This window comes from Hyphomicrobium sp. MC1 (assembly GCF_000253295.1).
Taxonomy (GTDB): Bacteria; Pseudomonadota; Alphaproteobacteria; order Rhizobiales; family Hyphomicrobiaceae; genus Hyphomicrobium_B.
This window is the reverse complement of sequence record NC_015717.1, coordinates 132,673-149,481: the sequence shown is the minus strand read 5'-3', so window position 1 is coordinate 149,481 and position 16,809 is coordinate 132,673. Positions and strand designations below refer to the sequence as shown.

The window sequence follows — 16,809 nt, the reverse complement described above, 5'->3', positions numbered from 1 at the left end:
TTCCAATATAACGTCGTTGACTGCTTATTCGTTCGACGAATAAGCAAATACCTAGAATTTGTGTTCTCCAATTTGGCAGACAGCAGGTACGTTATGGCAGACGAAGTTCAAACGGCTCTGGGCGATATCGCCGCTAGGCAATTGGCCAATGCGACGAAAACCGTTCCGCAAATGTCGAGCATCACACCGCGATGGCTCGTGCATTTCCTGAACTGGGTTCCGGTCGAAGCGGGCATCTACCGCGTTAACAAGGTCAAAGATGCAGATAGCGTTGAAGTCGCGTGCTCGCTACGCGACGAACGCATCTTGCCGCAAACCTTCGTCGACTACATCGATAATCCGCGGGAATATCTTTTGAGCGCGGTGCAGACCGTTCTCGACATTCATACGCGCGTCTCGGACCTCTACAGCGTCCCGCACAATCAGATCAAAGAGCAGCTTCGTCTCACGATCGAGACCGTAAAAGAGCGGCAGGAAAGCGAGCTGCTCAACAACAAAGAATACGGCATCATTCCGAATACGGCTCCCTCTCAGAAGATCAAGACTCGCACCGGCGCACCGACACCTGATGATCTCGACGAACTCATCGCGAAGGTCTGGAAGGAACCGGCGTTCTTCCTAGCCCACCCGCAGGCCATCGCTGCGTTCGGCCGCGAGTGCACGCGGCGCGGCGTTCCCCCGCCCACCATCACGCTGTTTGGCTCGCCGTTCCTCACCTGGCGCGGAATTCCGCTCGTTCCCTCCGACAAGCTCGAAGTGAAAGGCGGCAAGACAAATATCCTCCTTATTCGCACAGGCGAAGCAAAGCAGGGTGTCGTCGGATTGTTCCAGCCGGGTCTCCCTGGCGAACTTTCGAAGGGACTTTCCGTCCGCTTCATGGGCATCAACGACCAAGCCATCGCATCATATCTCGTCTCACTCTATTGCTCGCTCGCTATCCTTACGGATGACGCCGTCGGTGTGCTCGAGAACGTGGATGTGACGAAGTATCATGCCTACAGCTGATCTTGGACGTAATGCGAATCTCGACGACCTCGCCTCTCAAGCGTTGGGGCGAGGCCCGAGCATTCAGCCGCCAGCGGGCTTGCCGGACGTCGGCACGCTCACAAAAATGGCAAACGAACTGTTTGCCGCGGTCCCTGGACAGGCTTCGGCCTGTCCAGCAGGTCCGTCGCAGGGCGGGTTCGGCGCGTCGCCAACCGACGTCGGCGGAAGCGCCGCGCCACATATAGCGGCGGGACTTCCGCGGACGCCTACTCCCGAACCCTCGCTCAATTCCGCATCAGGATTTCACTCAGGCCAAGGCCCGTCACTCGATCAGGGAGTGTTGATCGGACTGATCGGCGGCGGCGTCCCGTCGCTCCCGACGAGCAGCCCGTCTGGGCCTTCGCTTCCCGGTATCGGCGCATCGCCATACATTCACGGCGGCCAAGTATCCGAGATTTCGCTGCCGACCTACTCAGACTCTCCTGGAATCGCTGCACCGACCTTGGGCACTCAATTTGGTTCGCCGGATCGGGATATTTCAACGCTCACCCTTAAGAGCGGCGACGTTTTGCTCGGCACACCAGAGGGATCTCTGCCCGCAAGCATCGATGCAGGGCCGTCTCTGTCCGGATATGGCGCCTCCAAGGGACTGCCTCCGCGCCATGAAAGCGCGCGTTCGGTTGAGGCTCTTCCCGGCGTTGACCGCGCGTCGCCTCCTCAGTCGCCTGCAGCAACTCCACCGCCGCAGATTTTGAATGATCATACGGGCGTCCAAGCACCGAACTCCGGCGGCCAAACGCTCGATTACAGCAGCGTCACCATTCCGTTCGAAGCCGAGCTGAAGTCGTTGCTTGCGCCTCTCGCAGCCGACCCGATAAGCACGTTGTTGGGGGATGCCGGTTCGAACTTATATTTTCTCAACTCGGGCGCAGTTCCGGGCGAGACCATAAATCGCGGCGCCGCCTCACAACCGACGGCGAATTCCAGTGGCGGGCGTGGTTTTGACGTCCAAGCCGTCCGGCGGGACTTCCCCATTCTCAATGAAACCGTCAACGGCCGACCGTTGATCTGGTTCGACAACGCTGCAACGACGCAGAAGCCTCGCTCTGTCATCGAGCGTCTCAAATATTTCTACGAGCACGAGAACTCGAATATCCATCGCGCCGCTCACGAACTCGCTGCGCGCGCCACAGATGCTTATGAAGGTGCCCGCAACAAAGTTGCTCGCTTCCTCAATGCGGGCTCGGCGGAAGAGATCATTTTCATGCGCGGCGCGACGGAAGCCATCAACCTCGTAGCGGCAACGTTCGGACGGCAACACATCGGACCCGGAGACGAAATCGTCGTCACCCATCTCGAACATCATGCCAACATCGTCCCTTGGCAGCAGCTATGCCTGGAGAAGGGAGCGAAGCTTCGCGTTGCTCCCGTTGACGATTGTGGCGCGCTGCTTCTGGACGAATTCGGCAAGCTGCTAAACGCCCGCACCAAACTCGTCGCATTCACTCAAGTATCGAATGCACTCGGAACGATCACGCCGGCAAAGACGATCGTCGATATGGCGCACCGCGTTGGCGCACGCGTGCTCGTCGATGGTGCACAGTCGGTGTCACACATGAAAGTCGACGTCCAGGATCTCGACGCAGACTTCCTCGTCTTCTCAGGTCACAAGTTGTTTGCCCCAACGGGCATCGGCGCCGTCTATGGCAAGAAAGCTTTGATGGACACGCTGCCACCTTACCAGAGTGGCGGCAACATGATCCGCGACGTCACATTCGAGCGCACCGAGTTTCACAAATCGCCGCAAAGGTTCGAAGCGGGCACAGGCAACATCGCCGATGCCGTTGGGCTCGGCGCGGCGATTGATTATGTTGAGGCGATCGGCCTTCACAACATCGCAGACTACGAGCACAAGTTGCTCGTTTACGCGACGGAACGGCTGAACGAGATACCGGGCCTGCGCATCATCGGCACGGCTCCGGAAAAGGCGAGCGTCATTTCTCTTACGCTGAAAGGTATCCCAAGCGAAGAGATCGGGGCCCGCCTCAACAAATACGGCATCGCCGTGCGCTCAGGTCATCACTGCGCGCAGCCCATACTGCGCCGCTTCGGACAGGAGACAACCGTTCGCCCGTCATTCGCTTTCTATAACACGTGCGATGAAATCGACGTGTTAGTCGGCGCTCTGAAGGATATTCAGACTAAGCGAGCAATCGCCGGCTGAAGGAAAACAAAGTAACTATCGCTCGCACGCCACTTTCAGAAATCTGTTCTCAGATCCAGCGCTGAGCTACCCACTCCTTAACCAAGAATTCGCCCTTTCTCGTCGGTTCAACAGCGACTGGACTTCTCCCCGAAAGCACGCATTGCTGTCGCGTATAGATGACCTGGCCGCGGACTAGGCGAGAGACAGGCAAAACCCCGCTATCGCCGGGGCTTTAGGTGGTGCAAGCGCCAATTCTGGCGCCGCAAACCCGGAGCCCCCAATTATGCATTCCCTTATTATTGAAACTGAATCGAAGTCCAGGCCCATCTTGCCCAAGAAAGACACCCATAAAGTGAGGGTGTCCTCGCGCCCTAAATCCAAGGACACGCGCGAGGTCCGGCAAAATCCAAAGAAACCCGGCAATTTCGAGAATGACGTTACAACGACGAAGCAGGATCGCGTATTGGCGCTGCTGCGCCAACGCAATGGCGCGAGCATCGAAGAGATCATGCGAGCGACGAACTGGCAGCAGCACAGCGTGCGCGGCTTCTTCGCGGGAACTGTGAAAAAGAAACTCGGTTTGACGTTAGCTTCATCGAAAGCCGACGGCCAATCACGCCGGTACCGGATCGAGACCCGGCGCGGTCGCTAACGTCATGATCGCAACCAAAGTCGCCTCTTTGGTGGGAAACGTGGTGACGGCAGAACAAGGTGCTGCCGTCACCGCCACTACCACATCCGCCGAGGCAAAACGGAGCGCAAAGCAGAAAGACCTCGCCCAAGAGATCGCTGCGTTGAAGGATCTGGATTATGCCGAACTTCACACGATGTGGAGTCGGCTCTTTCGTTACCGCGCACCGAAAAAGTTCGCCCGCGATAATCTGGAGCTTGGCATCGCCTGGAAGCTGCAGGCGCAAGTAAGCGGTGGCCTGAATAGCGCCACTCGGCGGCGGCTCGATGAACTGGCCCACACGCTTACGACGAAATCCGATCTCACACAGAAGCGCACGACAGTCCTGAAACCAGGAGTTCGCCTCCTCCGAGAGTGGGCGGGCGAATCCCACGAAGTCCTTGTCACTGAGAAAGGTTTCGTTTGGCGCGGAAAGACTTGGAAATCCCTGTCGGTCATTGCTCGCGAGATCACGGGCGCCCGTTGGTCTGGTCCGCGCTTCTTTGGTCTCAGAATCGCTGTGAAGCGAGACGGAGATATCGATGCGTAGCCGAAGCTCTCCTCCTACGGCCAAGAGCCATCGCTGCGCGATCTACACCCGCAAATCCTCCGAAGAGGGTCTCGAGCAGGACTTCAACTCCCTCGATGCTCAACGGGAGGCCTGCGAAGCCTATATCAAGAGTCAGAAGTCCGCCGGCTGGGTTGCATTGCCCACGATGTTTGATGACGGCGGCTTCTCCGGCGGCAATATGGAACGGCCGGCCCTGCGCCGTCTGCTGGCAGACATCGAAGCCGGCCGCATCGATACCGTCGTCGTCTACAAGGTCGATCGTCTGACACGCTCTCTTTCCGACTTTGCCAAGATTGTCGACGCCTTCGACAGCAAGAACGTATCGTTTGTGTCGGTCACCCAGCAATTCAACACGACCACATCAATGGGTCGATTGACCCTCAACATGCTGCTGTCGTTTGCACAGTTCGAGCGCGAGGTGACGGGTGAGCGCATTCGCGACAAGATCGCAGCGTCCAAGGCCAAAGGCATGTGGATGGGTGGCATGACACCGCTCGGCTACGACGCGAAAGATCGCAAGCTTGTCATCAATTCGGAAGAGGCCGAAACGGTCCGCCATATCTTCCGACGCTATTTGGCCCTGAAGTCGGTTCGCGCCCTGAAAGAAGACCTCGACGCCTCAGGCATCGTCAGTAAAATGCGGATCTGCGCCAACGGCACCCGACGCGGCGGCCTGCAAATGGCGCGCGGCGCGCTCTATCTGATGCTGCAGAACCACATCTACCGTGGCCAGATTGTTCACAAAGGAACCGTGCATCCCGGCCTGCATGAGGCCATCATCGAAGAAGATCTATGGAATGAAGTGCAAGATGCGCTGGCCAAGAACCGCATCGAGAGGGCGACACAGTCAAGGGCGACAGCGCCGAGCCTGCTCGCCGGCTTCGTCTACGATAGCAATGGCGAGCGGATGGTACCGACGCATGCCAACAAGGAGGGTGTTCGCTATCGCTACTATATCAGCCAATCACTGATCAAACGCGGACGCCCAAGGACAACCGACACCGGCGCTCGCGTTCCAGCGGCCGACCTTGAAACTCTGGCTGAAAAGCGGATCCAAAGCCTTCTGAAGGATCAGACAGCACTCGTCGATGCCGCCGGATCTTCAACGGTCGCGGCACGGAAAGCGTTGATCGAGCATGCGGCCGACCTCGAGCAGCGTTGGCCGACTCTGCCTTTCGCGCAGAAACGCGTTGTGATTCATGCGCTCGTCGCGCGGATCGACGTGATGCCGGACAGCATGGAAGTCGGAATCCGATTCGCTATGCTACAGCAAGTCACGGCGCCCGATCTCGACCTGTCGCGACCGCTCGAGCCGTCGGCGAGCCCGGTCACTGTTCTCTCTATTCCCGCGCGCGTGCGACGAACCGGTATGGAGACGCGGCTATTGATCGAAGGAGCCGAGGAACGTCGCGATCCTGATCGCAGTCTCGTGCGGCTGTTGGGACAGGCCCGGACCTTTCACGACATGGTCGCGCGAAACACAGACATGTCTCTGTCAGAACTGGCCGAAGCTGCCGGCGTCACGCGGTCGTACTTCACCAGAGTGTTCCGCTTGAGCTTTCTCGCGCCGCGTATCGTCACAGCTATTCTTGAAGGCTCCCAGCCGGTGGAATTGACCGCCAACAAGCTGAAGCAAACGGGCATGCTCGATCTACTTTGGTCCGATCAACTTAATCAGTTGGATTTTTTGTAGGCGCACATCTCTCACGCCTACGGCGATAAATAATATTGCCGGGCTCGCGCAGCGAAGGCGGCCATCTCAAATGTTGCCGCCCTGTGGCTGAGATCATAGACGACCCGCGGAAAGCTGGGATTGAGCTGCCGACCGAAAATGCCAGCATCAACAGCATTGTTCACGGTGATCGAGAGCTGAAATCGAAAGAAATGATGGTGTTGTTTTGCAGGTGAGAAAAACGAAGACCGCTACGAAGATATTTGTTCTGCTACGCCGAGAAAGCAGACATCCCTCTTCGCATGATACCAAACCGGTCACTTGGCTGCGTCCGCGCGTCCTATCCGCCACAGGCGGGCAAGATTACAACTTCTGCTCAGCGACCAAAAGAGGACATTACACCAAACGGTTTTAAACTACGGCAGCGCGTAGGCTCGTGCAGCTTCGCGGATGTTTCCGGCAATCATTGCAGCAAATTCCGTCACTTGAGGAAGACCCATGAGTTCGCCGACGCCGGCGCGAGCCAACGGACCAGCGATCCAGAGCCCGTCGCTGACTTGCCCGTTGCGATTAAGAGCGCGGCCATGCTGATCGCAATCGATGCCAAGACGCAGGGGATCCGGACGAACGTATCCTTGAGCTTTCAGCTCAGCGAGAAACGGTTGGCTTGCAAGAACGCGCCCGTGGTTCGGGCCGGTGGCGAGAACAACTGAGTCAACGATGCGAGAGAGCCGCCGATCAGAGCGCGACAAACGCAGCAAGACCTCTAGGCCATCGTGACGCGAACTTAGCTTCTCGATCTCCGCAGCAATGAAGTGTAGGGCTCCTGCTTCGACACGCCGCCGAATGATGGATTCCGGCTGAGGCGCAATTCGGAAGCGATGCACATCCCAATATGGTCGGAGATGACGAACAATTCTGCTGCGTTCTGCGAGAGAGAGATTGGGCCAGAAAAATTTTGCTTGGGCGCGAACGGCATCAATGATGGCGTGCCAGGATATCCCCTTGGCTTCGGCATCGGCGATCGTTCGTCGAGTGCGTCGAAGGAGTTCGATGGCACTTAGCGGGAGTGGATCTATAAAATTACCGTACGGAGCTACGGGCAATGGTGCGTGGCCTTTCGAGCGCAATCCGTGACGCGAGATCGCGATTATCTTTCCATAGTGACCGCGGTTATCGAGCGATGCGACTATGTCTGCCATTGTCAGTCCGGTGCCGACGATAAGGATTTTGTCATCGGGTCGCAGATCGTCGAGCGCGCCTGCGGTCGTGGCGTCGGCGATGATCCTGGAGTCATCCGGCAGTACACCCGCAAGAGCCTCCGGGACACGTGGCTCGGGATGCGTCGTCGCGATCACGACAAAATCAGCTTGGACACTTCCGTGCTCCGTCCGAATGATCCAGCTGCTATTCCAGCGCTGCATAGAGCGAACGAGACCTCGAATATGCACGATGGCACCGCTCGCTAGAAAAGGTGCGATCTGGTTGTGCACATAGCGTCCGAAGAGGAAGCGCCGTGGATAGGCAAACCCGTCCCCGGCCAAGGCATCTGGGTCGTCTGCCAGCGCGTTGGTGTCATGGATCCAGTCGAGGAAATGTGTTTCCTTCTCCGGAAGCAGGCTCATTTTTGCAGCGGGGACGTTCGTTCGGTGCTGGGGATCTTCGCTGCCATACGCAAGTCCCGATCCGAGCAATGGTCGGGGTTCGAGGATCACGATCCTCGCGAGATCTTTATGTGCAGCCAGATGATAGGCAACGGCAGCACCGGAAAAGCCACCACCGATTATCGCAACGGTCGAACGCCCGCCGAGTTCGGTCACGATTGCCCCACACGCGCCGCCGGTCGGTGGTCGCCCGCTATGGTCTCGCCGAAGGGTCCCATGTTCACGACGTTTGCGCTGGATCGCGTTGCGTGCGCCAGAGGCAACTTGGGCAAAAGAAGTTCTGCCACGCGAAAGCATTCCTCTAGATGCGGATAGCCGGATAGAATGAACGTATCGATGCCCAACTGGCGATACTCTTCTATGCGTTCTGCGACCGTTTCCGGATCTCCGACCAGGGCAGTGCCGGCGCCTCCTCGTACGAGTCCAACTCCGGCCCAAAGATTGGGACTAACTTCGAGCCTGTCACGGCGGCCGCCATGCAATCGGTTCATGCGTTGCTGACCGACGGAGTCCATCCTGGCGAATACTTTCTGCGCAGATTCGATCGTCGCATCATCCAAATGCTCGATGAGCGACGCCGCCGCCTCCCATGCCTTCTCGGTGGTTTTCCGCACGATGATATGAAGCCGAATACCGAATGTGAGTTTACGGCCCGCCGCTGCAGCCAATCGCTTAACATGCTCGATTTTTTCCGCGACGGCGGCTGGAGGCTCACCCCATGTTAGGTATTTATCGACCATCTGTGCCGCAACACTGTTCGCCGCTTCGGAAGACCCACCGAAATAAAACGGCGGTCGCGGCGTCTGCACGGGGGGAAAAAGCAGACGGGCATCTTCGACGGCGACGTGCTTACCAGCTGCGGTTACATTTTGACCTCGAAGGATACGATCGTAGATTTCTAGAAATTCTCGAGTGAGTTCGTACCTCTCCGAGTGATCGGCAAAAAGACCGTCGCCCTTGTTCTCGGCGGGATCTCCCCCGGTCACTACGTTGATCAACACCCGGCCGTTTGAGATTCGATCGAGCGTGGCCGTCATACGCGCGGCGACGGTTGGTGACTGCAGCCCCGGGCGCACGGCGACCAGGAAGCGCAGTTTCTCGGTGAGCGGCGCAAGCGCTGCGGCGACGATCCAACTATCCTCACAACTTCGCCCGGTCGGAAGCAAAGCTCCATAGTAACCGAGCGAGTCGGCAGCCTGCGCTATTTGCCTCAAGTACGGCAGGTCAACCGACCTGCCGCCAAGCGAGGTGCCGAGGTAGTGGCCGTCCCCATGAGTCGGAATGAACCAGAGGACGTTGATTTTCTCCGGCGCTTCATCCGCGGCAGCCGCATGACCCAATGGATGATCAATTGTGCGTAACGTCATTGCCAAGTCTCTCTTTAAGATCGAGCGGCGAACGGGCGCGCGCGCTCTGGAGACCTCTGCAGCGCGACAGAAGGCCGTTTAGGAATTTCGACCGCCAGTCCGCGCGGGATCTTCTTGTCCTTGTCATACAGGGGAAGATTCGAGAGCACGGCTGCGTGGGGCTTCAGATCGCGGCCGGTGACCGTCACTCGCGCACCTTCGGCAATAGGCTCGTTCAGTCGGACAATCGCGATTCCCGCCTCGAGATACGGCGAATATGCCGCCGCCGTCACGAAGCCGAGGTCCTTGCTGTTCGCCGTTACGCGTGATTGGCGTAATGGCTCGCCCGATTTGCTTATGAGGCCGATCAGGCGCGGCTCCCGGTGGGCGGTCTCAAGAGCCGATCTTCCAATGAAGTGATCTTTCGAAAAATCGACATATGCGCCGAGACCCGCATCGAATGGAGTGAAGGAATCGTCGAAGTCCGAGCCATTGTTGAGAATGCCGGCCTCGATCCGGCGGATTTCCATTGAATCCAGGCCGCTCACTTGAAGTCCGTGGCGTCGGCCTGCTTCGAGCACGGCACGCCACAGCCCTTCACCCTCGTAATTCGCTTCTTTGGGCAGCGTATAGAATTCGAAGCCCAATTCGTTGGTCCAGCCGGTTCTAGTAATGACGACGTCCTGACCTTTGATCCGTGCTCGGCGAACAGCAAAATATCTGAAGTCGTCAGGCACGCCGCCTTCGACGAGTTCGTTCAAGATATCGAGAGATGCAGGGCCTTGGACTTGAGCGACCCACGAGCGAGGGTCCGAAATTTCGACATCCAAACCTTCGCTCTGAGCGACGAGCCAGGAAAATACTGGTCCGTCCGCCTGCACGTACCAGAAGTGATCTGCCTCGAAGCGCAGCAGTACACCGTCACAGAGTAACGTGCCATTCGGATAGCAGAGCAGAGAATAGGCGGCGCGTCCGGGCTTCAAATTTGAGATGTTGCGAGTGAAGACTTTGTTGGCGAGTTTTTCGGCGTCCGGCCCCTTGATTTCGATCGGTCGTTCGCCGGTATCGAAGAGCGCGGCCGTCTGCCGAAGAGCCCAATAGCCGTCAATGCGATCGACCTTCTGTGTCACCGGCATGAGACGATTGTTATACACGCAGTACTTGGCGCCGTTTGCGATGTGGAAGGTGGAATACGGTCCGCGATCGGTACCGTAGTCCCAGCCACCTTCCTCATCAGCGGCGACAACGAGGCGAGTTGTGCTGAGAGACATCTAACGTTCCTGCTTTAAATTGCTCGGATTGATCGGGTTAACTTCAGTGTGTGAGGGTGTCCTATTGGACTCCGAGATCTCTTTTCGCGCGCTCCGGCCACTCGCCTCTGTCGACGATGTAGTGGCGATAGACAAAGAGCAGCACGACGATAACCAACACGCCCAATCCGTAGAAAAGTGCGTTGGGTGCAAACGTGTTGGCGCCGAAGAGGATGAGTCCGAGGTTAAAAAGGGCGAGAGCAGGGCCGACATAATTCACAAGAAAATCAGGCGCTCGAAAGTGCCGTTCGCTGGTCGGATACTGGCTGCGCAGTAACCTGACGGCGACGAGGTCCATCGAGATGCTCAAAAGGTAGGAGACCGCTCCGGCCGCCAGAACGAACAGTGGAGCACCGAGCAGCATCAAAACTCCGTTGACAACGATGTCGGCCCACATTCCGGCGACGGGCGCGCGGTGACCATTGAGACGCGAAAGAAACTTCGGAAAAACGCCGTCAACGGAGCCCTGATAAAGTGTTCTCGAGCTCACCGCCAACAGCGTTCCAACCGACAGCAAAAGAGCAAGGATTAGAACGATGGTGACGACCTCGGCGGCCTTGCTGCCAAAAGAAATCGTCGCGAGATCAGAGACTGCTTGCTGCGTATAGCCAGCGACGAAATCGGGTTGGGTGAGCGTCTTGAGACCGAGAACCCCCAGGAACGTGAAGGGTAATACCACGTAGCACACGAAGGCGATCAGCCCCGTCGATACGATTGCACGAATGTTATCGCGATGCGGGTCCTTGAATTCGCTGACGAAAGATACCGCCTGTTCTGCCCCATAGGTGCTCCAACCGGCGATGAACAAACCGCCTGCCAAAAGCGTCAGCCCCTCTTTGCTGAACCAATCCACGCCACCCTTCAGTTCGAACGGCGTGAAGTTCGCGTAGTTGATCGTGCCGTTGAACAGCGGAACGATGGCGATCAGGACCAGTGGTATTAGTGCGAAAAGCGCAATGATATGCTGGATTTTTGCGGCACGGAGGATGCCTGTGTGCTGAAGCGCGAACACGAACAGCAGAACAAGAATTCCCGTGATGATCGTCGCATTAAGTTGGAATACGATCCCCGGCAAGACGGAGGACAGATCGAGCAGAGTTACAGAGAAGGATGCAAACGAGGTGCCTTGGAGAAAAGCTGAGACGATGTAGCTTCCGCAAAGCGAAGCCAGAACAGTCAGCGACGTCGAGGTTCCGAACCAGTAGGCTCCCATGTTTATCGGAGCAAAGAACTTGCTGTACTTGATCCAAGCGACTGAAGCATAGACGGACCCACCGCCAGTCTTATTGGGGAACACGCCGGCTAACTCCGCGTATAGAAAAAGCTGGACGAAGCCGATGACAGACGAAATTGCCCACACCAGAACGGACGCCGTTCCGAGAGTGTCGGCCATGGCTCCTATCGAGAAGAGGACCCAAGGCGAGGCTCCGGCTGTGATCCAGAACGCGTCTTTCCAGGTAATAACGCGGCGCATTTCGGATTGCGGACCGGCGGCTGAGATCTGCGAACTCTCAAGGCTTGAAATGGACATGGCTGTTCCTTTGGCCAGATGGCCTTAAAGATGAAAGTCAGTGATGTTGGGAAGATTGTCTCTGCGCTAGCTCCAAGCGTGGAGTGGCGGCTTAACGTCATTGAGAAAGTAATCGCCAAGAATCGCGTACTTCCAACGCACAGGGTCGTGGAGCGTGTGCGTCCGCGCATTCCTCCAATGCCGATCAAGATTATGTTCGGCAAGAGTCGAGCGTGTTCCTGCAAGTTCGAAGAGCTTATTCGATGCAGCTAGAGCGATTTCTGTGCTCAAAACTTTCGCCTCTGCGACAGCAATTTGCGCTCGAGCAACGGTGTTCGCGGTGGCGTTGGCGACGGCCTCGTCAACCGCGTGACCCGCTTTCTCCAAGAGGGCCTGGGCGGCATGCAATCGCAGTGCGAGATCACCGACAGCTTGAATTGTATACGGATCGCCGGAAGCGCGATCGATACCGCTATCCACCCAGGGCCGGGATCTCGTTTTCACGAACGCGATCGTATCGTCGATGGCGGCTTTAGCGATGCCTGTATCAACCGCAACCTGAATGATCTGAAAAATCGCACCATCGGCAGTTGGCCTCTCATAGCCCTTGTAGCCCGGCACGAGATGCGTCTTCGGTATGGAAACGTTATCAATGACGACGGTGCCACTGAGTGTGGTTCGCTGTCCGAAGCTGCTCCAGTCGTCAATTACAGTAAGTCCTGGCGCATCCCGTCGAGCGATTGCGTACCAGGCGCGGCCTTGATCGTCTAAAGCGACGATCGGAACGAGATGTGCAAGAAGCGCACCGCTTGAATAGAACTTACGCCCTTTGACGATCACGTGGTCGCCGGCGTCGGTAAACTTGGTTTCGAATTCCGCTGCCTTCTTCGAACCGAACTCCGAAAAAGCATTACCAAATCGTACGCCGCGCAAGGCCAGATCGAATAGCAATCGCTGCTGACCCTCGTCGGAAACCGTTCGTATGGCAGCGAGAACGCCGAGATGATTTTGAGGGATCTGTCCGAGTGACGGATCGGCGGCGGATATGATTTCCACGACCTTGCTCAGCGTCACGTACGAGACCTCCGGCCCGCCGAATTTCTTCGGAACGTTGATGGACCAAAGACCGCTCTGGGAGAAAGCGTCCAACTCCTGAACTGGCCAGCGCCGCGTTCGATCGCGCTCAGATGCGCCTTGCGCAAATTTCGCTGCCAGATCTTCGGCGATCTCAATTGCTTCCTGGTCAGACCGAATGATGTGAGCGGCTCTTGTCGGCCAGGGCAGGGCCGGAACGGCTTCGATGTCGGCCTTTGGCGCATTGATGATATCTGCTGCAGTCATTTCTCGATCCTACGAATTTGGTGTTTGGTGCGAATTCATTGATGATGATTTCTTGTCACTGAGCCGCCTCAAGCACGCGTTTAGAGGCCTCAAGCTCGCGAACGATTGGAATGACATGACGTCCGAAGTACTCGACCTCTTCCTGAAAATGCAGAAAGCCGAGAAGGATGAGATCTGCGCCCGCATCCTTGAGCGCTATGATGCGTTCCGCCACCTGTTGTGGCGTGCCAATGAGATTTGAGCGGAATCCGTCATTATACTGAACGAGATCTTCAAACGTGGATTTCGCCCAATTGCCTTCTCCTTCGGGCGATGCCTTGCCGGCATTCTTCACCTCGTGCCCGAAGGCCTTAACGGCATCGGGGTCGGCGTCTTGGATGATTTCATCGAGAACCTGACGCGCTTCCGCTTCCGTCTGACGCACAATCGCAAATGCGTTGATTCCGACTTTTACCGAGCGACCGTATGCAGACGACTTCTCGCGGATATCAGCGACTTGTTGCTGAAGACCGTCCGGCGTATTGCCATTGGTGAAGTACCAGTCGGAGACACGCGATGCCATGTCTCGAGCTGCGCGCGATGACCCGCCCTGAAAGATTTCCGGAAGAGGATCGAGCGGCTTCGGCTTCATGCTGAAATTATTGAAACGATAGAAATCGCCGCGCAGCGTGAAATCATCTTCGGTCCATATCCCGCGTAAAGCGCGGATGAATTCTTCAGACCTTCGATACCGTTCGTCGTGGTCGAGCCAGTGTTCACCGATGGCTGCAAATTCCCCACGGAACCAGCCACTGACGATATTGACCGCGATACGGCCGCCATAGAGATGGTTTATGGTCGCAATCTGCTTGGCAGCGACGGCAGGCGTCCATGGTCCAGGCAGAAGCGCTGCGATCACCTTGAGATGTTCAGTTGCTCCGAGCAGAGCTTGGCTGAAGGAGACGGGCTCGTGCTGAAATTCGGCACCATAGCCGGCCGTAAAGCGAATTTGACTGAGCGCATAGTCGAAACCCGACTTTTCGGCGATACGTGCGAGATCGCGGTTGTACTCATAATCCCATCGAGTCCGCTGGGGGACCTTACTGATTACGAGGCCACCCGAAACATTTGGCACCCAGTAGGCAAACTTGAGCCCTTCGCGCGGTTGCAAATTCTCTCTCGGCAGGATCGTCATTTCGGAATCTCTCCAGTGCAATTATCACCGTTCTTACGCGTTCGAAGCCGCGCCGACTGATGAAGAAAATGATTTCGGGATTCGGTGGCGGGTCAGCTGGATGACGGCCTCAGCGACCGATCGATCGATGCGTTCGCGTACGGCATCGTTCGTGAGACGATAATTCGAGAAGTCGCTTTCGATGGCATAAATTGCCGTCGGCAAGGTGAGCGCGTTGAGAAAGCCGAACAGCGGCCGCAATTGATGTTCAATTACCAGACCATGCAACGGGCTGCCGCCCGTCGCCGCCAAAATAACCGGCTTGCTAGCAAATCGCTTGTGATCAACGAGATCGAACAGATGCTTCAGTGCACCCGTGTATGACGCGCGGTATACCGGCGACCCAACAACGAGCAGATCCGCATCCTCGACGGGTTCGACGATGGCGCGGGCTTCTGAGTTCAGCTTTGCCGGACTGCTCGCTGCAAATAGTCCGGCGCTCGACGTGGAGAGATCGATTTGTATGGTATCGAGGTTCGTCTCCCTCGCTATAGCTTCGAGGATTGCCGAAACCAGCCCCGACGTTCGAGAGGGTTCCGAGAGACTTCCCGATATTCCCACCACTGAAATTGACAAAGTAATACCCTCTTCGCTTGCTGCGTGCGCGGCCGCAGACGCGCTCGTTTGTTCGAGAGGGATTTAATGTCTCGGGCTGCGCGAGAGGCAATGATGCCGAATGGCACTAACGGCAAAAAAGCCCGCAAACACGGCTTATATCTTCTTCGTATATTGATTTCAGACACTAAGCCCAACGTGCGCGCCTGAGCTGACGCACTTCAGCTGACGGACGTCTTCGCAAACAGTCCGACAAGCTCGCGCTCGGAATTTACGGCGAACTTTCGATAGAGCCTAAGCTTGTAGTTTTTGACCGTACCCTTTGCGATTTGAAGTTCGCTTGCGATTTGGCCGGATGATTTTGACAGCTTTATAAGCGCAAGAATGTCTCGCTCCAATTTAGTTAGCGGAGCAAGCGCACGTCTTTCTGCCTCAGCGATAAAGCCAATCGGCTCGACCGGCGACCAATCCAAAGCGCACATCCGTCCTCCCGGAGCGATTGCGAAATCGTCGAGGAGAGGGATCACCCGCAGACGCATGCTGTCGGATACGCCGAACTCGGTGCGGCCTGTCGTACGAATATCATTCTTCAAGTCGACGAGACGGCGTTCGGATAGTTCTGCCTCTCGCCAGCTGGCGCTCTGGTAAATCGCGTTTCCGTGCCGATCGAAAATGGCAATCGGAAGTGCGCTGACGTTTCGACTGTCATTGGCGATGCTGATAAGCTTCCCATAGGTTCGCGCCAGGTGTGCGTGGTGAAGGCCCTCAATCGCAGGGAACACTTCATCAACGCGAGCACCGACAGCGTTGGAAAAGCCGATCGCTTTACTTTCGAGAAATAGCGCTATGCACGAACCTCCGGGTGCCGGGAGGACGATGCCAACCTCATCGACAATTTTCGCGCGCTTGAGAAAAACATTTGTGTAAAGCTGGGTCTCTGCGGTCTCGTTGATTACCTCAGAGGAACGTACAAATCCCTTCCTGCTGGTTTTTCGCCAGTAATTTCCGAACGGATCAACCTCGTGAAATATCGTTTTGTATTGTTCGACGATGAAGTCGGGATGGCCCGTCGTATGTAGAACATCGGTGGTATTGGCTTTTCCGTAACGGACAGCAAACCCGTAATCGTGCTCTACGGAACAGCCGAGCAACCGGAGCAATTGCCGATAGAAATCCGATGAGCCGATGGATTTGGCCGCAACTCCAAACGTTGCGTACCAGTTAGCGGTTTCTAGCGGCCCGGACGTCGTGATCATCCCCATGAGAAGCGAAGTCGGACACAGGATGGGCATCCGCCAGAGCGCTCACCCCTTATTTGATGGCGTAATATTGAGTTGCCGGAGCTAGCAGGTCCACAAGACGGCGCGAAATAAGAATTTTTCATTTCCTTATTTCGGGGAAGCGCGGGAAGTCGGGGGCCCTCTTGCAGAGCTTCCCTTCCCACTGGGCCGCGAACCTGACGCTATCATATATTAGCGTCGGCCGGTAACGATTACGAGTAGCCGCAAAAAATTCGCCGACGCCGTCAGCCGGCGTTTTTAGGAAAACGCCTCGCTTGAGTTTTATGTCCGCCTCGGGCCAATGGCGTCGGTCTTCGTTTGATCCGCGAGGTCTAACATTGACATGAAAGCAGACGTTCTTCGGTGCCGCCAACGTTTTCATGCACTTTGGACTTAGATGTCTGCAATTGGGACGAAGCGGACGTCCTATAACTTCCGCAAAGCCGAGTTTGCTGACGTTGACGTCGGCTGCGGTCTAGGTTGC

13 protein-coding genes are annotated in these 16,809 nt (G+C 56.7%); 5 read left to right on the top strand and 8 right to left on the bottom strand.

Annotated elements, in window-relative coordinates; genetic code table 11:
* The first annotated feature begins 93 nt into the window (after positions 1–93).
* The 5 genes from HYPMC_RS00660 to HYPMC_RS00640 all read left to right on the top strand — a co-directional run bounded on the left by HYPMC_RS00660 (position 94) and on the right by HYPMC_RS00640 (position 6,127).
* Positions 94–1,005, top strand: coding sequence for a family 2A encapsulin nanocompartment shell protein (locus HYPMC_RS00660; protein WP_013945801.1), 912 nt, complete (start codon positions 94–96; stop codon positions 1,003–1,005).
* On the top strand, positions 992–3,211 hold the full coding sequence (locus tag HYPMC_RS00655; RefSeq protein ID WP_013945800.1) for a family 2A encapsulin nanocompartment cargo protein cysteine desulfurase: 2,220 nt from the start codon (positions 992–994) through the stop codon (positions 3,209–3,211). The genes HYPMC_RS00660 and HYPMC_RS00655 overlap by 14 nt, the downstream gene beginning before the upstream one ends.
* Before the next feature lie 340 nt (positions 3,212–3,551).
* Positions 3,552–3,845, top strand: coding sequence for a DUF3489 domain-containing protein (locus tag HYPMC_RS00650; RefSeq protein ID WP_244420954.1), 294 nt, complete (start codon positions 3,552–3,554; stop codon positions 3,843–3,845).
* 43 nt (positions 3,846–3,888) lie between these two features.
* A complete protein-coding gene (locus tag HYPMC_RS00645; protein ID WP_244420953.1) occupies positions 3,889–4,413 on the top strand; it encodes a DUF2924 domain-containing protein in 525 nt (174 codons plus the stop codon).
* On the top strand, positions 4,406–6,127 hold the full coding sequence (locus tag HYPMC_RS00640) for a recombinase family protein (RefSeq protein WP_013945797.1): 1,722 nt from the start codon (positions 4,406–4,408) through the stop codon (positions 6,125–6,127). Before HYPMC_RS00645 ends, HYPMC_RS00640 begins: the two co-directional genes overlap by 8 nt.
* A gap of 395 nt (positions 6,128–6,522) precedes the next feature.
* On the opposite strand, the gene HYPMC_RS00635 is transcribed toward HYPMC_RS00640, so the two are convergent.
* The 8 genes from HYPMC_RS00635 to HYPMC_RS00600 all read right to left on the bottom strand — a co-directional run bounded on the left by HYPMC_RS00635 (position 6,523) and on the right by HYPMC_RS00600 (position 16,337).
* Positions 6,523–7,926, bottom strand: a complete 1,404-nt coding sequence (locus HYPMC_RS00635; RefSeq protein ID WP_013945796.1) for an FAD/NAD(P)-binding protein — start codon at positions 7,924–7,926, stop codon at positions 6,523–6,525.
* A complete protein-coding gene (gene ssuD / locus HYPMC_RS00630) occupies positions 7,923–9,137 on the bottom strand; it encodes an FMNH2-dependent alkanesulfonate monooxygenase (protein WP_013945795.1) in 1,215 nt (404 codons plus the stop codon). The genes HYPMC_RS00635 and ssuD overlap by 4 nt, the downstream gene beginning before the upstream one ends.
* 14 nt (positions 9,138–9,151) lie before the next feature.
* Complete coding sequence (locus HYPMC_RS00625) at positions 9,152–10,387, bottom strand: aminomethyltransferase family protein (protein ID WP_013945794.1); 1,236 nt, start codon at positions 10,385–10,387, stop codon at positions 9,152–9,154.
* 61 nt (positions 10,388–10,448) lie between these two features.
* Positions 10,449–11,957 (bottom strand): APC family permease, encoded by a 1,509-nt coding sequence (locus tag HYPMC_RS00620; protein ID WP_013945793.1) that lies wholly within the window; start codon positions 11,955–11,957, stop codon positions 10,449–10,451.
* A gap of 66 nt (positions 11,958–12,023) precedes the next feature.
* Entirely contained in the window at positions 12,024–13,277 is a 1,254-nt protein-coding gene (locus HYPMC_RS00615) for an SfnB family sulfur acquisition oxidoreductase (protein ID WP_013945792.1), read from the bottom strand.
* Positions 13,278–13,332: 55 nt separating this feature from the next.
* On the bottom strand, positions 13,333–14,451 hold the full coding sequence (sfnG, locus tag HYPMC_RS00610; protein ID WP_013945791.1) for a dimethylsulfone monooxygenase SfnG: 1,119 nt from the start codon (positions 14,449–14,451) through the stop codon (positions 13,333–13,335).
* Positions 14,452–14,484: 33 nt separating this feature from the next.
* The gene (gene msuE, locus HYPMC_RS00605; RefSeq protein ID WP_013945790.1) at positions 14,485–15,066 is read right to left on the bottom strand and encodes an FMN reductase; all 582 of its coding nucleotides are present in this window, start codon (positions 15,064–15,066) and stop codon (positions 14,485–14,487) included.
* A gap of 200 nt (positions 15,067–15,266) precedes the next feature.
* A complete protein-coding gene (locus HYPMC_RS00600; RefSeq protein WP_013945789.1) occupies positions 15,267–16,337 on the bottom strand; it encodes a helix-turn-helix transcriptional regulator in 1,071 nt (356 codons plus the stop codon).
* Positions 16,338–16,809 lie beyond the last annotated feature (472 nt).